At 57.4% G+C, this 20,876-nt stretch carries 8 protein-coding genes, 3 tRNA genes and 3 rRNA genes; 3 read left to right on the forward strand and 11 right to left on the reverse strand.

Annotation, left to right across the window (positions count from 1 at the left end; all coding sequences use genetic code 11):
- The first annotated feature begins 113 nt into the window (after nucleotides 1-113).
- Both RIdsm_RS22215 and pglZ read left to right on the forward strand, forming a co-directional pair.
- Nucleotides 114-3,458 (forward strand): Eco57I restriction-modification methylase domain-containing protein, encoded by a 3,345-nt coding sequence (locus tag RIdsm_RS22215; RefSeq protein ID WP_074940845.1) that lies wholly within the window; start codon nucleotides 114-116, stop codon nucleotides 3,456-3,458.
- Nucleotides 3,455-5,032, forward strand: a complete 1,578-nt coding sequence (gene pglZ, locus RIdsm_RS22220; RefSeq protein ID WP_143100595.1) for a BREX-1 system phosphatase PglZ type B — start codon at nucleotides 3,455-3,457, stop codon at nucleotides 5,030-5,032. The genes RIdsm_RS22215 and pglZ overlap by 4 nt, the downstream gene beginning before the upstream one ends.
- A gap of 4 nt (nucleotides 5,033-5,036) precedes the next feature.
- On the opposite strand, the gene istB is transcribed toward pglZ, so the two are convergent.
- On the reverse strand, nucleotides 5,037-5,807 hold the full coding sequence (istB, locus tag RIdsm_RS22225) for an IS21-like element helper ATPase IstB (protein ID WP_151175226.1): 771 nt from the start codon (nucleotides 5,805-5,807) through the stop codon (nucleotides 5,037-5,039).
- Nucleotides 5,808-5,819: 12 nt separating this feature from the next.
- On the reverse strand, nucleotides 5,820-7,349 hold the full coding sequence (gene istA / locus RIdsm_RS22230) for an IS21 family transposase (protein WP_151175227.1): 1,530 nt from the start codon (nucleotides 7,347-7,349) through the stop codon (nucleotides 5,820-5,822).
- 997 nt (nucleotides 7,350-8,346) lie between these two features.
- Here istA and brxL point away from each other — a divergent pair.
- Nucleotides 8,347-10,386, forward strand: coding sequence for a protease Lon-related BREX system protein BrxL (brxL, locus tag RIdsm_RS22235; protein WP_201455599.1), 2,040 nt, complete (start codon nucleotides 8,347-8,349; stop codon nucleotides 10,384-10,386).
- A 285-nt stretch (nucleotides 10,387-10,671) separates the two neighbouring features.
- On the opposite strand, the gene RIdsm_RS22240 is transcribed toward brxL, so the two are convergent.
- From RIdsm_RS22240 to RIdsm_RS22280, 9 genes are all read right to left on the reverse strand, one after another.
- Nucleotides 10,672-10,748: transfer RNA gene (locus tag RIdsm_RS22240), tRNA-Met, on the reverse strand.
- A gap of 79 nt (nucleotides 10,749-10,827) precedes the next feature.
- Nucleotides 10,828-10,942 (reverse strand): 5S ribosomal RNA (gene rrf, locus RIdsm_RS22245).
- An 81-nt stretch (nucleotides 10,943-11,023) separates the two neighbouring features.
- Nucleotides 11,024-14,462, reverse strand: a 23S ribosomal RNA gene (locus RIdsm_RS22250).
- A gap of 386 nt (nucleotides 14,463-14,848) precedes the next feature.
- Nucleotides 14,849-14,924: transfer RNA gene (locus RIdsm_RS22255), tRNA-Ala, on the reverse strand.
- 23 nt (nucleotides 14,925-14,947) lie between these two features.
- Nucleotides 14,948-15,024: transfer RNA gene (locus RIdsm_RS22260), tRNA-Ile, on the reverse strand.
- Between the two features lie 140 nt (nucleotides 15,025-15,164).
- Nucleotides 15,165-16,631, reverse strand: a 16S ribosomal RNA gene (locus tag RIdsm_RS22265).
- Together the 16S, 23S and 5S rRNA genes with 3 tRNA genes alongside form the textbook arrangement of a ribosomal RNA operon.
- A 783-nt stretch (nucleotides 16,632-17,414) precedes the next feature.
- Nucleotides 17,415-18,050 (reverse strand): protein-methionine-sulfoxide reductase heme-binding subunit MsrQ, encoded by a 636-nt coding sequence (gene msrQ / locus RIdsm_RS22270; RefSeq protein WP_057820363.1) that lies wholly within the window; start codon nucleotides 18,048-18,050, stop codon nucleotides 17,415-17,417.
- On the reverse strand, nucleotides 18,050-18,952 hold the full coding sequence (gene msrP, locus RIdsm_RS22275) for a protein-methionine-sulfoxide reductase catalytic subunit MsrP (protein WP_057820365.1): 903 nt from the start codon (nucleotides 18,950-18,952) through the stop codon (nucleotides 18,050-18,052). Before msrP ends, msrQ begins: the two co-directional genes overlap by 1 nt.
- A gap of 198 nt (nucleotides 18,953-19,150) precedes the next feature.
- Nucleotides 19,151-20,647 (reverse strand): FMN-binding glutamate synthase family protein, encoded by a 1,497-nt coding sequence (locus tag RIdsm_RS22280; RefSeq protein WP_057820523.1) that lies wholly within the window; start codon nucleotides 20,645-20,647, stop codon nucleotides 19,151-19,153.
- Nucleotides 20,648-20,876 lie beyond the last annotated feature (229 nt).

Consider the following 20,876-nt stretch of genomic DNA (forward strand, 5'->3'; position numbering starts at 1 on the left):
TGCCCGGCGCTTTGGTGAAGTCGGAAGCCGACTTGGACGAGTGGCTCCAAAAGGTCCGTGAAAAGGTTGCTGAAGGTCTGCAGAACGGCCCAGTGATTCCGAAGGTTTGATGCATGCGTGAACGTTATCTGCCATCCATTCTTCGACGCACGCTGGAGCGGTTAATCAAGGACGCCCGCATAGTTGCGGAGGAAGGCGCACGAGATGCAATTCGGCGCTTGGGCGTCGCCGAAGGCAAGGCCCCGTCCTACCTTTCCGAAGAGGAGAAGGAGCTTCGGCGTCGTCTGCGTGCACATGCACGCGCACTTGGTGATGCCTTCGATCGCACTAACGATACCCAAGAGACCAAGCATTTGATCGAAGCCACCGCCTACGCCCATTGGCATCGGATGCTTTTCGCACGGTTTCTGGCGGAACGTGGCCTGTTACGAAACCCCGAGTACGATGTCCCCGTTACTTTGGAAGACTGCCGGGAACTGGCCGAAGCTGAGGGGCTGACTGACTCTTGGACGATAGCTGAGAGATATGCGGCGCAGATGCTACCTGCTGTCTTCCGGGTCGATGATCCGGTTCTCGCGTTGGAAATCGATCCGGTTCACACGCAGAAGCTGCAGAAGTTGGTGACCGGACTGGATGCCGAAGTTTTTGAAGCAGAGGATAGCCTTGGCTGGACCTACCAGTTCTGGCGGGCTGCAGAGAAGGATGCGGTCAATGCCTCGGGTGTGAAGATCGGTGCTGACGAGCTACCGGCCGTCACGCAGCTGTTCACAGAGCCGTACATGGTTCGCTTCTTGCTGCATAATACTCTGGGAGCGTGGTGGGCTGGGAAGGTCTTGGCCAGTAATTCGACGTTGGCCGAAACCGCTGTGGACGAGGATGAGCTACGATCTGCCTGCGCACTGCCGGATTACGCCTTTGACATGTTGCGGTTCGTTCGTGACGGCGAAGACGGACCGTGGAGGCCAGCAGCTGGTACATTCCCAGGTTGGCCAACAGAAGCCAAAGATATCACGGTGCTCGACCCGTGCTGTGGATCGGGACATTTTCTGACTGAAGCGCTAGCGATAATAGCAGCGCTGAGGAAAGCTGAAGAAGGCCTCCCACCTTCCGATGCCGTGGCAGCAACTTTGACAGAAAACTTGTATGGGTTGGAGATCGACGGTCGCTGCGTGCAAATTGCGGCTTTTGCCGTAGCACTTTCCGCCTGGCGCATAGGAGGTTGGCAGAAGCTTCCACGGCCCCACATTGCATGGGTTGGTGCACCGCCGCCATTGCCAAAGCGGGAGTTTGTTGCATTAGGAGATGAGGACAGTGAACTTGAATACGCCCTTGCAGCACTTCATGATTTGTTTGCGCAGGCTCCCGTACTCGGAACGTTACTTGAGCCGACTGGCGGCGACCTCTTCGAGTCGGAAAAACTGCGAGAAGTCGAACGCCTTCTCAACCCATTGCTTGAAAGAGCTCGAAAGGCAGAACCTGAGAACGTTGAAGGGGTAATTGCAGCACGCGGTATGTCTGATGCTGCAGGACTGCTCCATAGGCGATACGTTCTGCAGGCAACGAACGTTCCTTTCCTTGGTAAGGGTAAGCAAGGGGAGCAAATCCAGAGTTACCTCGATCGATTTTATAGCCGTTCGAAAAGTGATCTTGCGACAGCGATGATAGAACGAATGCTTCGTCTATCATTGGAGGGTGGAACCGTGAGCGCCGTTAGCCCACAGAACTGGTGGACGATAGGCGCCTACAAAAATTTGAGAAATTCACTTCTCGCGAACCATTCACTTTGTTTTATGGCTGCACTGGGCGACAATAGTTTTCAAACGCCGATGTATTTTATGAACATCGGGCTCTCAATTGTCTCAAGCGCGAAACCGACAAACTCTACTGAGTTCTGCGGAATAGACGTGTCCAAAGGGAAGGACGATAAAGAGAAATCAGAGCTTCTCATCGATGTCTCCCCAAACAGGCTGATCCAGCTTCAGCAATTGAAGAACCCAGATGCTCGAATAACGACTAAAGTCATGAGCTCAACGGCGCTTTTGTCTAAGTATGCTGATGCCTATGTTGGATTTCAAAATGGAGACTCGCCTCGCTGGATCAGGCAATTCTGGGAACCAGGTTCTCTGAATCCTAGATGGACGCATTTCCAGATGACTTCCGAAAGGACGACAGAGTTCAATGGCCGAACTTCCGTATTATTATGGGAACATGGAGAAGGCGATTTGTCACGAAGCGAGCAGGCGTTTGTAAAAGGGCGCGAAGCTTGGGAAAAACGCGGCGTAATTATCCGTCACATGGGTCATTTACCTGCAGGCTTGTATTTCGGTGACCTCTACGATCAATCCAGTGCAGTCATCGTGCCAAAAGATGATCGCGACCTTTCAGCTATTTGGGCGTTTTGCTCTTCGGACGAATTTAACAACGAAGTGCGTGAAATTGACAAGTCGCTCAAAGTTACAAACTCAACGTTGGTTAAGGTGCCATTCGACATTGACCAATGGAGGGCGAAGGCAAAAGAACAACCCGAACTTCCAGATCCATACTCGGAAGATCCGACACAATGGATCTTCCATGGGCACCCTGCGAACTCAAACGCAGGGACCACTCTAAGTGTTGCGCTATCGCGCCTCTGCGGCTTCCGGTGGCCGACTGAAAGCGACAGTAGCATTCGCCTCTCTGATAGAGCACAACACTGGGTGAAGCTTGCCGCCGCACTACCCAACGGCGACAACGATGGCCTTCTTGGGGTAGCCGCAGTTGCTGGGGAGAAGCCTCTGGCTGACCGCCTGAGAGCCTATCTCGCAATTTCTTTCGGTGCTGAGTGGTCATACGACCTAGAGCGTCGTCTGGTAGCCGAAGCCGATGAGACTTTGGACAAGAAGGCCGCTCGCGATGGCTCACTAGAGGCTTGGGTCCGCGACCGCGCTTTCCGTCAACACTGCGCGCTGTTCGGACAACGACCATTCATATGGCACATTTCAGACGGGCTAAAGGACGGTTTTTCGGTGTTCGTGCATTACCATCGCTTTGACCAAGCCAACCTGCGCAAGCTCACTTACACCCTGCTTGGCGACTGGCTCGCCCGCGCCAAGGCGGAGGGGAACACACTTCGATTTGAGAAGGGTCGTGAACTGCAGCAAAAGCTGGAAGCGATCCTGGAAGGTGAAAAGCCCTACGATATCTTCGTGCGTTGGAAGCCCCTTGCCCAGCAACCGCTTGGATGGGAGCCCGATCTGGACGATGGTGTCCGGCAAAACATCCGCCCTTTCATTTTGGCGGGTGTGCTTACACACAAGCTCGACAAGATCCTCAAGGACAAGGACCGAGGAAAGGATGTTTCATCCGCGCCTTGGTATGATGCTTTCAAAGGCGAGCGCCGGAACGATCATCACACTACCCTCGCCGAGAAGCGGGCTGCGCGAGAAGCTGCAGCGAAACGCTCGGAGCAGTCCAGGTGACAACCCCACTGGACGCCCTTATCGCCGCTCTTCACGAAGCAGCAAGCTACAACGCCTCGGCAGAGGCGGCGCCAGTTGCTGTTGTTTGGTGCGATGCGGGCAGGGATTTCGCGCCTCTGATCCCAGCTTTGAGGGAGCGTCTTCCGGAGCTGTTGACGTTAGGCGACTTTGAACCCGAGGCGCGCACCGGGCCAGCAGTGTGGATTCGTGCAGCTACCGTGGGTGCGGTCGAAGGTGTCGGTTGGCCAGAAGGCACCACGCCGATCATCTACATACCGGGTGTCGCGCGCGAGACCCTCAAGGGCGCAGAAGACTGTCCAAAACTCCTCCAACCACTGGTTTGGTATACCGTTGCCGGTACGTACTTTGGCCACGTGAACGGCAAGGACTGGACGCTTCGGGGGTTCCTGTCCGCAGAACGCGGACCATTGAAACTCGAAATACCCGATGATTCCGCGACGCGAGCCGCACTTTCACATGCAGCTGTTCGCCTCTGCACCAGGTCGGTCGATGAAATTCGCGGAAAGCGCTGGGATTCAGATCAGTTGAATGCGCTTCTCGCCCCTGACCTGGCCGCCGACATGCTGGATTGGATTGATGGCTCTTTGTCGGATGAGGTCGATGCAGCACGGTTCAATGCTTTTGCCAGTATCGCGAAGAAAGAGCTGAGGTTCGACCCTTCCAAGCTCTCCAAACAGGATGCCGTGAAGCGCCTGGCGAAACGCGAAAGCAAGTGGGCGCAAGTTTGGGCGCGTTTCGAAGGGTCGACAGGGTATGCTCAGGTGGTCGACCACTTGGGCTTCGAAGAACCCGCCTCGCTCTTTGACCATTCGGGCAACCGAGAGGTCTACCCAAAGCTAAACGCGAAGGGAGAGAAGGAACTTAGAGACGCGCTCCAAAGCCTATCCGAACTCTCGTTTGATGAGGCCCGCGCAAAGGTTCAGGGCCTCGAGGAAGAACACGCCTGGCGACGCAGTACAGTCTGGGCGCGTCGTGGAGAGGCGCCATTAGCAAATGCCTTAGAACATCTCGCAGCTTTGGCGACTGTGGCCTCTTTGCCCACACATGATGGCAGTGCACTTGCAGAGGCATATGCCAATACCGGATGGAATGCCGATTGTTCCGCGATGTCCGCAATTGCGAGCGCCCCAAGAGAGCTGGATCGCATTTCTGTCGCCACCGCTCTGCGGGCCATATATCTGCCCTGGCTCGACGAAGGCGCTGTTGCCCTCCAGGAACTCGTGCGCAATGGCAAGGTGAAGTTCTCGCAGCCGGAGGCAATAGGCCCTGATGTGACGACTGTCCTGTTCGTCGATGGTCTCCGGATGGACGTTGGCCAACAGCTTGTCCAAATGCTTCGAAAAGACGGGTTAAAGCCGGAACTAGATTGGATCTGGTCAGGCTTTCCGACAGTGACAGCAACCTGCAAGCCGCTCGTAACACCGGTGGCTGAGGTACTTAAAGGTCCAGCCTGCGCATTCCGGGCTTCGCGGACAGCCATTCCAACGGCACGCGGACAGTCATTCCGGGGTGCGCGGACAAAGTTCGCGCGGGATGCTGAGCGTTTGATTTGACATCTCAGGTGTCGGTTTGTTCGTCAACGGTTTTGGTCGCGGGGGCATCGCGGGTCTTGCGCATCGACGGGCCATCGAGAGGCAATCTGTGCGCATTGTGGATCAGGCGATCCAGGATAGCGTCCGCGAAAGTCGGTTCGTCGATGATGTTGTGCCAGGCATCGACCGGCAGCTGGCTTGTGACCAGCGTTGCGCCGGACCCGTATCGATCCTCGATGATTTCCATCATATCCCGGCGCTGTGGCGCGGTCATGCGTTCCGGCCCCCAGTCGTCGAGAATGAGCAAGTCCGCTTTGACAAGCTGGCGGAACATGCGTGGGAAGCGTCCATCGTCATGCGCCAGTTGCAGTTCCGAAAACAGCCTCGGCAGGCGCTTGTAGATCACGGTGGCGTTGTCGCGGCAGGCTCTTTGTCCCAAGGCGCAGGCCAACCAAGTTTTGCCGACCCCACAGGGGCCGGTGATCAGCAGGTTGCGCTTTTCCTTGATCCATCGGCCAGCGGCGAGCTGTTGGAACAAAGCCTTGTCGAGGCGGCGCGCGGCGCGGAAATCGACATCTTCGACGCAAGCGCCACCGTGACGAAGCTTGGCGGCGCGCAGCCGGGACTGGAACCGCTTGGTCGTGCGGTTCGCCACCTCCCGGTCGATCAGGAGGCCGAGCCATTCGGCATGGCCCATGTCGGCGGCGCTGTCCTGGGATTGCAGTTCGGTGAAAGCGTCCGCCATGCCGTCCAGCTTGAGCTGGCGCAGCAGGTCGTGGGTTGGATGATCAAGCATGTGTATCCTTTCTCAGTGGAAATAATCGGCGCCGCGAATGTTGGGGTGGGTGATCGCCGGTTCCTCTGCGGGCCGATCCGGGGCCCGGCGATATCTCTTGTTCTTCAGGATGGATTGCAGGGAGCCGTAGGAATGGGCGCCGATGGTGAGCGCGTAATTTGCGGCCGCTTCAAACTCGGTTGCCGCGTATCCCTTGGACAACCGCAGGATGCCCAGGCAGGCGCGGAACCCCTGCACGGGGTGTTTGCGTTCGCGCATGATGACCTCGACGAGGGATGCCGTGTTGGGGCCGACCTTGGACGCCCACCGGCACAGGCGCTCCGGGGTCCAATCGGCATAGGCTCGGTGATTGGACGGCATGTGATCCATCACCGTAGTGTGCTTGCGGTTGCCCGATGTCCGGACATGCGAGGCAACGCGCTGATCTTTATGGAATATCTCGATAGTCCGACTGGTGATGCGCGCCCAGACCTCGGCCTTCAGCAGGGTGTGGGGCACCGAGTAATAATGCCGGTCGATCTCGACGTGGTAGTCGAGCCCCACCTTGCGGCAGCGCCATTCCGCGAACTCGTATGGCTCCAGCGGAAGCGGCTGGAGGGCGTGGCGTTCGATCTGTTCGAACAGCTCCCGGCGGCTGGCCCCGAGATGACGGGTGCGCCGGTTGTTGAAGCGCTCCAGAAGCTCCCGGATCGCCGCGTTCAACTCCGCCAACGAGGAAAAGCGCCGGTTCCGCAGCCGCGCATGGATCCACCTCTGCGCGAGCTGCACGGCCACCTCGACTGTGGCCTTGTCGCGAGGCTTGCGCGGGCGGGCCGGGATGATGGCGGTGTCGTAATGTGCCGCCATGTCGGCGTAGCTGCGATTGATTTGTGGATCGTGGAAGCAGGCCTTGGTGACCCCGGATTTGAGATTGTCCGAGACCACCGTCGTGGGCACGCCGCCCAAGAATGCGAAGGTTCGCGTGTGACTGCCGATCCAGTCGGACAGGCCTTGTGTCCAGGTGGCTTCGGCATAGGTCAGGTTCGACGCGCCGAGGGCTGCGACAAAGAACTCGGCCTGGCGCACCTCACCAGTCTCGGGGTCCACTATCTCGAAGGTTTGCCCGGCGTAGTCCACGTAAAGCGCTTCGCCCGCCACATGATGCTGGCGCATCACCGGGGCCAGCCTGCCCTCCCAGCGGCGGTAAAGCTCGCAAAAACGGCTGTAGCCATAGCCCTTGGGATGCGCCTCCCGGTATTCCTCCCAGAGCAGCGACAGGGTCACTCCGGGCCTGCGCAACTCGCTATGCACATGCGCCCAGTCCGGCTTCGGGTAGGTGGTAGCTGCATCTGGCGGTGGGACCGGGAACAACAACGCTTCCAGCGCAGCATCCGTCAGATCATCCGGCAGCGGCCAGGACAAACCCGCCCGCGCCGCCCGGCCGACATACTCGCTGACCGACGTACGGCCGACGCCGATGCTGTCGCCAACCTCCCGGGTCGTCAGGCCGCTTGCGCGCAGCCTCAAGGCTTCTCTGATCTTCCTCATCGGCAATCTCGCCATTGGGTCCCTCCCGCTCTCAAAAGAGCGAAAGGCTACCCGCCACGTGATTGCTCAGCACCCCGCCAAAGGGCTCCGCGATCTTGTCCGCGAACCCCGGAATCTTGTCCGCGCTAAATCGGAATGCTTGTCCGCGTCAGATTGGAATCCTTGTCCGCGCTACCCCGGTGCGCGCATCCAGCCACCACAATCGACGTTTTGCCAATCACGCCAGACGACAAACCGGCAAACAAACCGAACTTGTTCAAGCTCTTGAATGCAAACGGTTGGGAGACGGATACAGCGCTTCTACCTGACCAAAGGCTTTGGACGGAGACCGGTCGGTTCGATGAGGAAGGGCATGCGCTTGGGGCGAGGTTGGCCGAGCGACTGGGACAGAGTGTGAGGGACGTTGCGGACGCGGTGTCCAGTCTCGTCAGATCAGGACGAGATGTCCGCATCGTCACGGATCACGGTTGGCTCTTGATGCCGGGGAACTTACCGCACGCCGCTCTAGACCCTGGTCTAGTAGAACCAAGCGGAAAACGGACGCGTTGTGCGCTAGTCAAACCAAAGGCGACTACATCGTACATGCAGGTCCCGTGGACCTGGAACTCGGACATCTCAATCGCAGCCGCCACCGGGGCTCGGGTCTTCTACGCCGGATGCGAATATGCCCATGGTGGGATTAGTCCGCAGGAATGTGTCCTGCCGGTCATCTTGGTCACCGGAAACAAAGTACGCAGTGAGGTCTCAATTTCGAAGGCGCAATGGGAGGGCTTCCGTCTGAGGCTAGAGGTAGCAGGCGGTGCCGACCTTGAAGCTGACCTTAGACTCGGCTCTGAGACGAGTGGCCCGAGCCTGATCAAGGGTGCCCGCGTCTTGGATGACAACGGGCGGACCTCGTTTCTCGTAAGTGACGAACATGAGGGTGAAACGGCCTGCTTGGTAATCCTTGATGACAACGGACATGTCGTAAGCCAACGCGTTACGACAGTTGGAGGGGAATAGCGTGGTGACGATGGATACACTGGACCGCAAGGCGGCCGAAGCCTTCCCAGCCCACATTGTGCGAAAGGACCTCGTCAGGCGGTTTCGCGGACAATTTCCTGTCCCAACTTACGTGGTCGAATTCATGCTGGGCCGCTACTGCGCGAGCACCGAGCCGACCGAGATCGAAGAAGGCCTTCAGATGGTGCAAGCGCAACTGTCTGATAGAACCGTTCGAGCTGGCGAGGAGGAACTCTTCAAAGCTCGCGCCAGAGATCGCGGCTTAGTCCGGATTATTGACATCATTACTGCTAGGTTGGACGCGAAGACCGACAGCTATCTGGTGTCTCTCCCCAGTCTTCGACTGAACGACGTCAGAGTCGCCGACAAGGTCGTTCAAGATCACGAACGTATGTTGACTGGCGGCTTCTATGCCGAAGTCGAGCTTGGCTACGATGCCAGCATTGCTCAAGAGAAAGGGGGGCGACCCTTTGAGATACTGAGTCTTCGGGAAATTCAACTCTCGACCCGAGACATACTGGACAAGATTTCATCCGGACGCGCGTCACTCTCAACGGAGGAGTGGAAAGCGTGTCTATTAAGAAGCGTTGGACTTGAGCCAGAAAAGCTTAACGAGAGAGCAAGGGATGCGATGTTCCTTCGAATGGTTCCCTTCGTTGAGGCCAACTATAACATGGTTGAACTGGGGCCGCGTGGGACTGGCAAGAGCCACCTCTATCAGCAGGTTTCACCCTATGCGCATCTAGTTTCGGGTGGCAAAGCCACTGTCGCGCGCATGTTTGTAAACATGTCGAACGGCCAACGTGGGCTTGTCTGCCAGTACGACGTCGTCTGTTTTGACGAGGTCTCTGGTATCTCCTTCGATCAGAAGGACGGCGTCAACATCATGAAAGGGTACATGGAATCGGGTGAATTCTCTCGAGGCCGGGAAAGCATCCGGGCCGAAGGCAGTATCGTCATGGTTGGCAACTTCGATGTCGATGTTCAACATCAGCAAAGGGTCGGACATCTATTCGGTCCTATGCCGCCAGAGATGCGCAATGACACGGCATTCATGGACCGCATTCACTGTTACCTACCTGGCTGGGACGTGCCCAAGGTTAGCAAGGAACTATTCACAGACCACTTTGGATTAGTCAGTGATGTCTTGGCTGAGTGTTTTTCGCGCCTGAGGGCGCAAAGTCGGATCGACAAGCTCTCAGGCCGCGTGCACTTCGGCGGCGCTCTGTCCGGCCGGGATCAGAATGCTGTCAACAAGACCGTATCTGGTCTTCTTAAGTTACTGTATCCTGACCCTACTTCACCAATCCCGGATGATGACCTGGAGTGGGCGGTTCGTCTCGCCCTTGAAGTGCGCCGTCGCGTTAAAGAGCAGCAGAAACGCATTGGGTCTGCGGAGTTCCGTAATACACAATTCAGCTATGTTATGGGCTTGGATGGAGTAGAGAAATTTGTCTCTACTCCTGAGCTTCAGAGCGAAAACAGCATTGGTGCTGATCCGCTCCCTGCAGGCCAGGTTTGGACGATCAGTCCCGGTGGACAAGATGAAGGGACGGGCCTCTTTCGGATAGAGGTCAACGAAAGCTCTGGCAGCGGCGTCAAGATTTTAAATCAATCACCGCCAGGACCATTCAAGGAAAGCGTTCGTATCGCGGAGCAGAATCTTTACGCCCATGCGCGCGAACTGGTGGGCGAGCGGAAACCGCGCGAGCACGAGTTCTCCATCCAACTGCGAGCCTTCGATGCTGCAAGGAACGGTTCGGATGTCGGAATCCCAGTTCTGATGGGGCTATGCTCGGCACTTCTCGGCAAGCCGATAAAAGGCGGGCTAGTAATTTCTGGAGGAATCACCCTCGGCGGTTCTCTTGAACCAGTTCACAATCCCATTGATCTGATAGAGCTCGCAATGGAGAAAGGTGCCGAAGCAGTTCTCCTGCCGATCTCTAGCCGCCGTGCTCTAATCGATTTGTCGGACGATGTAGCGACCAAGGTGCAGGTCTTGTTCTACGCGGATGCTGCAGACGCTCTACGGAAGTGTGTTCACGATTGAAGCTGAACAGCGAGTGCTTGGCGAAACCGATCGCCACAGGGATTCGAATTGTAACGTGTTTCATGAACGTTGATTGAACCAAAATGAACCGCCTGAATTTCTCAAATTTTCCTGTGACTGAATCTCTGGGGGCGGCGCGGATCTGGGAGGCTAGACCCATAAAAAAGGTGTACCGGGTTCGGTTGGGCAAGCTCCGGGCAGCATGGAAACTGCTGCACTTTCGGACACCTGCCGGACACAAACAAAAAGGCCCCGAGCGTTTTGTTGCTCTGAGGCCTTTTTTATTGGTTGCGGGAGCAGGATTTGAACCTGCGACCTTCAGGTTATGAGCCTGACGAGCTACCAGACTGCTCCATCCCGCGCCATTGCGTTGGACCGCCCCGATTTGTCTGGAATGTGAGGCGGCATCGTCAGAGAGATACCAATCAAGGGTCTTACTAGGTTTGGCGGCGACCTACTCTCCCACGTCTTGAGACGCAGTACCATCGGCGCTAAGGCACTTAACGGCCGGGTTCGGGATGGGACCGGGTGTTTTGCTCTTGCTATGACCACCAAACCAAGAAAAACCCTTGAAACTCCAAGTCAGTACACTTCGGTGTATGCTTTCGGTCCAGCCAAAGTCTGGCTTTTACTGGATCAAATCAAGCCTATCGGACAATTAGTACCGGTCAACTGAACGCGTTGCCGCGCTTACATCTCCGGCCTATCGACGTGGTCGTCTACCACGGTCCTCAGGGATACCTTGTTTTGAGGGGGGCTTCCCGCTTAGATGCCTTCAGCGGTTATCCTGTCCGATCATAGCTACCCTGCACTGCTGCTGGCGCAACAACAGGTCCACCAGTGGATCGTTCACCCCGGTCCTCTCGTACTAGGGGCAACTCCTCTCAAGTATCCTACACCCACGGCAGATAGGGACCGAACTGTCTCACGACGTTCTAAACCCAGCTCACGTACCTCTTTAAACGGCGAACAGCCGTACCCTTGGGACCTGCTCCAGCCCCAGGATGAGATGAGCCGACATCGAGGTGCCAAACACTGCCGTCGATATGGACTCTTGGGCAGTATCAGCCTGTTATCCCCGGCGTACCTTTTATCCGTTGAGCGATGGCCCTTCCACTCGGGACCACCGGATCACTATGGCCGTCTTTCGACTCTGCTCGACTTGTCAGTCTCGCAGTCAGGCTGGCTTCTGCCATTACACTCAACGAGCGATTTCCGACCGCTCTGAGCCAACCTTCGCGCGCCTCCGTTACGCTTTAGGAGGCGACCGCCCCAGTCAAACTACCCGCCACGCAGGGTCCCGGATCCGGATAACGGACCGCGGTTAGACATCAAGAGTGCGAAGGTTGGTATCTCAAGGATGGCTCCACAGAGACTGGCGTCCCTGCTTCGAAGCCTACCAACTATCCTGCACATCCCAGTCCTGATGCCAGTGCGAAGCTGTAGTAAAGGTGCACGGGGTCTTTCCGTCTAACCGCGGGAAGCCTGCATCTTGACAGGCAATTCAATTTCGCTGAGTCGATGTTGGAGACAGCGGGGAAGTCGTTACGCCATTCGTGCAGGTCGGAACTTACCCGACAAGGAATTTCGCTACCTTAGGACCGTTATAGTTACGGCCGCCGTTTACCTGGGCTTCAATTCAAGGCTCTCACCTCTCCTTTTAACCTTCAGGCACCGGGCAGGCGTCAGACCCTATACGTCGTCTTGCGACTTCGCAGAGCCCTGTGTTTTTAGTAAACAGTCGCCACCCCCTAGTTTGTGCCCCCGCCCCGAAGTTGCCTTCGAAGCGGGCCTCCTTCTCGCGAACTTACGGAGGCATTTTGCCGAGTTCCTTCAACATCGTTCTCTCAAGCGCCTTGGTATGCTCTACCAGTCCACCTGTGTTGGTTTAGGGTACGGTCTGATGGAGGGGCTATTTCCAGGAACTGCTAAGCGGCCCATCCAATCCGATAAGGATGAACAACCTTCGCAATCCGTCACCACCTCCCGGCCCAGGAATATTAACCTGGTTCCCATCGGCTACGCCTTTCGGCCTCGCCTTAGGGGCCGGCTTACCCTGCTCAGATTAGCTTTAAGCAGGAACCCTTGGACTTTCGGCGAGAGTGTCTCTCACACTCTTTGTCGCTACTCATGTCATCATTCTCACTAGTGATCTCTCCACCGGATGGCTCACGCCCCGGCTTCATCGAAAGCCTCTCTCCTCCAAGGCGGGCGAACCCGCTAAGGAGGAATGAGACTATGTCACACTACGCTCTGCTACCAGTGCATACGCACTCCTCGGCTTCGGCTCGTGGCTTGAGCCCCGTTACATCTTCGCCGCAGGACAACTTGTTTAGACCAGTGAGCTGTTACGCTATCTTTAAAGGATGGCTGCTTCTAAGCCAACCTCCTGGTTGTTTTGGTCGTCCCACCTGCTTTCCCACTTAGCCACGAATTGGGGGCCTTAGCCGGAGGTCAGGGTTGTTTCCCTCTCCACTACGGGCGTTAGCACCCGCAGTGTGTCTGCCATCTAGTACTCCTCGGTATTCGGAGTTTGGTTAGGATCAGTAAGCCTGTGGGGCCCCATTACCCATCCAGTGCTCTACCCCCGAGGGTATTCGGATGACGCTCTACCTAAATAGATTTCGCAGAGAACCAGCTATCTCCGAGTTTGATTGGCCTTTCACCCCTAGGCACAGCTCATCCCGTTCTTTTTCAACAGAAGTGGGTTCGGTCCTCCAGTAAGTGTTACCTTACCTTCAACCTGGCCATGCCTAGATCACTCGGTTTCGGGTCTGATCCATCCAACTCATCGCCCTATTAAGACTCGCTTTCGCTGCGCCTACACCTAACGGCTTAAGCTTGCTGGATAGACCAAGTCGATGACCCATTATACAAAAGGTACGCCGTCACAAGACTGGACACTAATAACAATCTCAGTTGAGTGGGATGGCTACCCGTAGCTGCACGGTCTCGAGACCTGGGTTGCGGCTGTAGATGCCCGCATTCGACCGATGATCGACGCTCAGGCCGATCCGCGTGCCGTTCCGGGCTTGGTAGCCAATCTCGATGCCGGACCGGAATTGGATGGGTCCGCCGAGATCGTGTCCGTCACCGTTTTCGTAGACGCCCGTCATCGCATGGAATTGGACGAAGGTGCGTTCGTTGAAAAGGTTCAGGGTATAAGCGTGACCTGCACCGATCCAGAATTCACCGTCCGTGGAAGCCGAAAGGCCCCAGACGTTCTGGAACGGCCCGAAGGCCAGCTTTGTGTCGCGCCGGTAGTATATTTCCTCGCCAGAGGCGTTTTCCTGGAAATATGTCTCGCCCAGCGACAGACTATTGTAAGCAGGAAGTTCGTTCCTTGCGAGGCACCCATCGTTTGGGCAGTGGTTAACGCTCATATCAATGAGCCCCGCTATAAGTCCGACGACCGCCATGGTCCCGTCTGTCACAAATGCGATATCCGACACGAATGCCTCCCCAACATGATTCTCTTTCATGTTGATGAAGCAGATTGTCATTAGAGTCCAGTCAAGCTCCGACTGATTGTAGGCGTCCGGTTTCAGGTACTGTTTCACTCCCCTCGTCGGGGTGCTTTTCACCTTTCCCTCACGGTACTGGTTCGCTATCGGTCAGTAAGGAGTACTTAGCCTTCGAGGGTGGTCCCCCGATCTTCAGACAGGATTTCACGTGTCCCGCCCTACTTAATACGTACCTCAGAGCTTATTGTACGGGGCTGTCACCCGCTATGGCCATGCTTCCCAACATGTTCCAATCACTCATCGGTCTCGGCTGGTCCCCGTTCGCTCGCCGCTACTAGGGGAGTATCATTGATTTCCTTTCCTCCGGGTACTTAGATGTTTCAGTTCTCCGGGTTTGCTCTTAAAGACCTATGTATTCAGTCCTTAAGTACCTGTTTATGCGCGTTATTAACTGCAGAGCAGATAATAACGAACATTCAGGTGGGTTGCCCCATTCGGAAATCCAGGGATCAAAGCTCATTCTCAGCTCCCCCCGGCTTATCGCAGAGTATCACGTCCTTCATCGCCTCTTACTGCCAAGGCATCCACCAAACGCCCTTCTCGCGCTTGATTTGATCCAGAAAAAGCAAGACTAGCCTGCAAAGGCACGCAACCGGCAAGCTGACGCGCCATTCTTCCGGACCAAAAGTCATACTTTCCCGCCTGAACATGATCTTGATCGTGTTCAGACATAGTTCACATCCTTGCGGATTATGAACTTAGGTTAGTGTACTTGACTTGGACAACTCTGTTCGTTTCAGCTCAGCATACGAATGGGCGGTTTGGAAGACCGCGTCATACGCTCGCATCACCCCGAAGGGATCAGCACCGAACTGAGATACCTGCTTACTTACAGGTATCAAACAGTGTTGATATTGTATCTCTCTAAACGATGTCAAAAGTCGTCCGATTGGACGGTTAAGCACTGCGTTTCAGTGCTTAACGGTCAAATCGAGGATTGGTGGAGCCTAGGAGGATCGAACTCCTGACCTCCTGAATGCAAATCAGGCGCTCTCCCAGCTGAGCTAAGGCCCCATCTGTGCCCCGTCATTGGGGAATGGTGGGTCGAGGAGGACTTGAACCTCCGACCTCACGCTTATCAGGCGTGCGCTCTAACCACCTGAGCTACCGACCCAGATAACGGGCGGTAACCCGTCTTACGTACTGAAGAGATATGAGGACGGCCTGGACCGTATTTTTGTGACCGGCCTGACTGGCCGATCTTGCTAAGTGATCCACGTGATTGGCAAGCCAATCAACTAGGATCATCCTTAGAAAGGAGGTGATCCAGCCGCAGGTTCCCCTACGGCTACCTTGTTACGACTTCACCCCAGTCGCTGAGCTTACCGTGGCCAGCTGCCCCCTATAAAGGTTGGCGCACCGTCTTCGGGTAAACCCAACTCCCATGGTGTGACGGGCGGTGTGTACAAGGCCCGGGAACGTATTCACCGCGTCATGCTGTTACGCGATTACTAGCGATTCCGACTTCATGCCGTCGAGTTGCAGACGACAATCCGAACTGAGATGGCTTTTGGGGATTAACCCACTGTCACCACCATTGTAGCACGTGTGTAGCCCAACCCGTAAGGGCCATGAGGACTTGACGTCATCCACACCTTCCTCCCGCTTATCACGGGCAGTTTCCATAGAGTGCCCAGCCGAACTGCTGGCAACTAGGGATGTGGGTTGCGCTCGTTGCCGGACTTAACCGAACATCTCACGACACGAGCTGACGACAGCCATGCAGCACCTGTCACTGATCCAGCCGAACTGAAGGAAACGATCTCTCGTAACCGCGATCAGGATGTCAAGGGTTGGTAAGGTTCTGCGCGTTGCTTCGAATTAAACCACATGCTCCACCGCTTGTGCGGGCCCCCGTCAATTTCTTTGAGTTTTAACCTTGCGGCCGTACTCCCCAGGCGGAATGCTTAATCCGTTAGGTGTGTCACCGAATAGCATGCTATCCGACGACTGGCATTCATCGTTTACGGTGTGGACTACCAGGGTATCTAATCCTGTTTGCTCCCCACACTTTCGCACCTCAGCGTCAGTATCGAGCCAGTGAGCCGCCTTCGCCACTGGTGTTCTTCCGAATATCTACGAATTTCACCTCTACACTCGGAGTTCCACTCACCTCTCTCGAACTCTAGACTAGTAGTTTTGGAGGCAGTTCCAGGGTTGAGCCCTGGGATTTCACCCCCAACTTTCCAATCCGCCTACGCGCGCTTTACGCCCAGTAATTCCGAACAACGCTAACCCCCTCCGTATTACCGCGGCTGCTGGCACGGAGTTAGCCGGGGTTTCTTTACCAGGTACTGTCATTATCATCCCTGGCGAAAGAGCTTTACGACCCTAAGGCCTTCGTCACTCACGCGGCATGGCTAGATCAGGCTTTCGCCCATTGTCTAAGATTCCCCACTGCTGCCTCCCGTAGGAGTCTGGGCCGTGTCTCAGTCCCAGTGTGGCTGATCATCCTCTAAAACCAGCTATAGATCGTAGGCTTGGTAGGCCATTACCCCACCAACTACCTAATCTAACGCGGGCCAATCCTTCACCGAAATTCTTTCCCCCGAAGGGCGTATACGGTATTAAACCCAGTTTCCCGGGACTATTCCGTAGTGAAGGGCATGTTCCCACGCGTTACTCACCCGTCCGCCACTAGATCCGAAGATCTCGTTCGACTTGCATGTGTTAAGCCTGCCGCCAGCGTTCGTTCTGAGCCAGAATCAAACTCTCAAGTTGAAAGGCTGTTACCAGCCTATCCCTGACGTTCGACCCTTGCACATCGTGTCTCACCCGGCTGGGTGAGACCCGTCTCTGTCTGTTGTGCATGGTCCTTGCGGACGATGCCGAACAAACAGTGAAGCTGACTATCCATCATCGGGCCGAAGCCCTAGGTAGTTGATATGCAAGAGTGTTCCGTCGTCTAGGACCAAACCGCCCGCATATCTCTTCAGATACCATCGATTTCAAAGAGCGTGAGAGACAAAATCGACTGGATGCGCCCTAACTTCCTTGGCGCGCCCCGCCTCATCGATCTCTCGTTTTGTCGTTTCCGCCTCGTTGCCGTGTGGCCCGTCTGGCGTTCCGTTGTGCGCCTCAGCGCCGCCGGTGAGGGGGTATTTACGGTTTGATGCTCATACTCGCAAGCCCTTTTTTCCGGAAACGTCATGTTTTTTTCAAAAAACTGGATTTTCCAATAAAAACAAAGGGTTCTATTCCGAAAATTTCGCGCACCCTGGCTTTGGCGCAAGATTTTTCCCGTCCTTCAGCGCGCAAATCGGAGGTAATCCGGGTTATCCACAGGGAATCCGCCCCGAAACAGCCAGACTCACCCTGTGAATCGCCCTGAATCGGGCCCGAGTCAGGGGGGCGACTCGTGAGTTTCCCCGATTCAGCCCCAAATGAATCGCCGAAATCTTCGCGAGTCGCCGAATTTTTGGAAAGAATCTCTGAATCGGCCTCGAATCCGTGCCCCGCGAGTCGCCTGACGGGGTCAAACGGCGGAATCGATTTCTGAATCGCTCAGGCGCGGCTCCGAATCCGGGTTTCCGCACGCGACCGGCGTGGTTTCCCGATCCCGGGCAGTCGGAGCGCCAGAAGCACCAGGATGATGGCCAGCATCACCAGCGGCTTCATCTGCCACCCCTTCACCAGCATCACGTAATGCACCGCCCCCAGCACCGCCGCCGGATAGGCCAGCTTGTGCAGCTGCCGCCATTTCGGCCCCAGCTTGCGAACCGACAGGTTGTTCGAGGTCACCGCCAGCGGAAGCAACAGAGTGAACCCAGCCATGCCGACCGTGATATAGGGCCGCTTCACGATGTCGGCCCAGACCCGGTCAAGCGCCTGAACATCCAGAATCGCCCAGGTCAGCAGATGCGCTGCCACGAAGAAGAAGCACGCCACCCCAATCGCGCGGCGGAATTTCAGCAGATTCAGCTTGGCGAACCGGCGCAGCGGCGTCACTGCCAGCCCGGCTATGAGAAGGTAAAGCGCCGCCTCACCATAAGCGTGCTCGATCGCCTCGACCGGGTTCGGCCCCAGCGCGCCGGTCGCGCCCTGAAAGAACACCCAACCCGCATAGGCCGCACTGACCGCGTAGACCGGCCAGGCCGGCGCGCGGCGCACGGCCGAATTGAAACGATCGACAAAGGCCATCAGTGGAACTTCACGAGGTCCATGCCTTCGTAAAGGCCGGCCACCTCTTCCTCGTAGCCGTTGAACATCCGGGTCGGCGTCTTCTTGGCGAAAAGCCCCTGCCCGATCAGCGTTTCGTATTCCTGGCTCCAGCGCGGGTGATCCACCTGCGGGTTCACGTTGCTATAGAAGCCGTATTCGTTCGCACTGTACTTGTTCCATGCCGTTGGCGGCTGCGTGTCGGTCAGCGTGATCCGCACGATCGACTTGATCGACTTGTAGCCATACTTCCACGGCACCACCAACCGAAGCGGCGCGCCGTTCTGGTTCGGAATGTCCCGCCCGTAGATCCCCGTCGCGATCATCGTCAGCGGATGCATCGCCTCGTCCAGCCGCAGCCCCTCGACATAGGGCCACTCGATCACCGGCCGGCTGACCCCCGGCATTTCGTCGGGGCGCAGCGCGGTCTCAAAGGCCACGAACTTCGCGGAAGACTGCACGCCCGCCATCTCCAGCAGATCGGCCAGCTCGAACCCGTTCCACGGCACAACCATCGCCCACCGCTCGACACAACGGAACCGATAGATCCGTTCCTCGACCGTCATCTTCTTCATGATGTCTTCGAAGGCATACTCACCCGGGCGGTCGACCATACCGTCGATTGTCACGCTCCACGGGTCGGTCGTCAGCATATGGGCATACTTCGCCGGGTCGCCCTTGCCGGTGCCGAACTCGTAGAAGTTATTGTAACTGGTGATGTCGTCCCACTCGTTGGGCTCCAGCGTCTCGGCCCGGGCCTGTGCGCCGAGGCCGGTCAACGCCAGCCCCGCAGCGGCCGCCCCGATCACCTGTCGCCGGTTCAGGAACAGGTGCTCAGGCGTCACGTCGTTGTCGGTCAGGGTGTTCTTCCAGCGATAGGCCATGCGGTCGGTCTCCGGTGTTGCTGTCGTTCTGCGTCACAGATGTAGAAGGGCACGGCCCCCTCGGCAAAACAACATGCCTCACAATGATGTTGCCCCAGCGTAACAATCGATCATCTCCCCTCTCTCCCTCGCGCGCGCACGCGCGCGCGTGCGCGGTATAAGAGGTAGGCACCGGCAAAGCCCGGCCGCTCCGGCCCTTTACTCTGCCGCCTCGGGAGGGTTGTAACTGGGCAGGATCCGGTTGAACGGCACGCTCGTCCCGTCCGCCTGAACGATCCGCACATGCCGCCGCCGCATCTGCCGAGGCTCGGCCACGCCGACCGAATGGGCGATGGTCTCGACCTCCTTGATCACCGCCTGGGCGTAATGGGCGACCTTGTCGATCTTGTCCTCGACCACCAGCCCCTTTTGAAAGCGCGGGTTATGCGTGGTGATCCCCGTGGGGCAGGTGTTGCGGTTGCACTTCAGCGCCTGGATGCAGCCCAGCGAGAACATGAACCCCCGCGCCGAGGTCACGAAATCCGCCCCGGCACAAATGGCCCAGGCCACGTCGCCCGGGTTCACCAGCTTACCACTGGCGATGATCCTGATCCGATCTCTCAGCCCGTGCCGGTCGCGCATATCCACCACCCGGGGCAGCGCCTCGCGCACCGGCATGCCGACCAGATCGATCAGCGGCATCGGCGCGGCCCCGGTACCGCCCTCTCCCCCGTCGATGGTGATGAAATCGGGCGCATGCTCGGCCCCGCGCGCGTCGATCGCCTCGAAGAGCGGCTCCATCCCGTCGACCGACCCCACCGCCGTCTTGATCCCGACAGGCTTGCCCGTCAGCTCGCGGATATGTCCGATCATGTCGAGCAGCTCATCGTAGTTTCCCGCCTCCGGGTGCCGGTTGGGCGAGATACTGTCCTGGCCAACCGGAATACCCCGGATCGTCGCGATCTCGGGCGTCACCTTCGCGCCGGGCAGGATACCGCCCTTGCCGGGCTTCGCGCCCTGACTCAGCTTCACCTCGAACATCCGCACCGTTTCGTGCGCAGCGATCTCCTTCAGCTTCTCGTCGCTCAGCCCGCCGGTTTCGTTGCGCACGCCGTACTTGGCGGTCCCGATCTGGAAGACGATGTCGCACCCGCCCTCGAGATGGAACGGGCTCAACCCGCCCTCGCCGGTGTTCATCCAGACACCGGCCTTCTTCGCCCCCTTGCTCAGCGCCCGCACCGCCGGCTTTGAGATCGCCCCGTAACTCATCCCCGAGATGTTGAAGATCGACGGCGCCGCAAAGGGCATCCGCGCATGCGGGCCGATCTCCAGCGGCGCGGTCTTGGCATACATGTCATTCAGCGGCGGAAAGGCTGAGTTGGCAAAGATCGGCGTGCCCGGCACGCTGATGTTCCGGGTCGAGCCGAAGGCCACCGTGTTGCCCGCCCCTTTCGAGGCTCGCCCGACCCAGTCGCGCTGCGCCCGGTTGAACGGCAGTTCCTCGCGGTCCATCGCGAAGAAATACTGCCGGAAGAATTCCCCCAGCTCCGAGAACAGGTGCCGGAACCGCCCGATCACCGGATAGTTCCGCCGGATCGCATCGCCCCGCTGCGACCGGTCGATCAAGAACAGGATCAGCCCGGCCAGCGCCAGCAGCCCCAGTAACGCAATGAACGCGATCGCCATGATCTCGATCGCGCGCAGCGCAAAGCCCATGTCCAAGTCCATCGTCGCCCTCCGTTCCCGGCCGGTTCCGGCCTCTGGTTGTCCCGCACAGAATTCTGCGCCGCGGCCCGCGCCGCAAGCCACGAATTGTCACATCCGCGACGCGCGGATGAAACAATTTCCCGGCCCCGGCGCTCACACCCTGATGACCTTGAATAACAAAACTTTGACTTGATGGCGCAAAAGGCGCGGGCTTAGCCGCCGCGCGCCCGCTGTCCAG

Source organism: Roseovarius indicus (assembly GCF_008728195.1).
In the GTDB taxonomy this organism is placed as follows: Bacteria; Pseudomonadota; Alphaproteobacteria; order Rhodobacterales; family Rhodobacteraceae; genus Roseovarius; species Roseovarius indicus.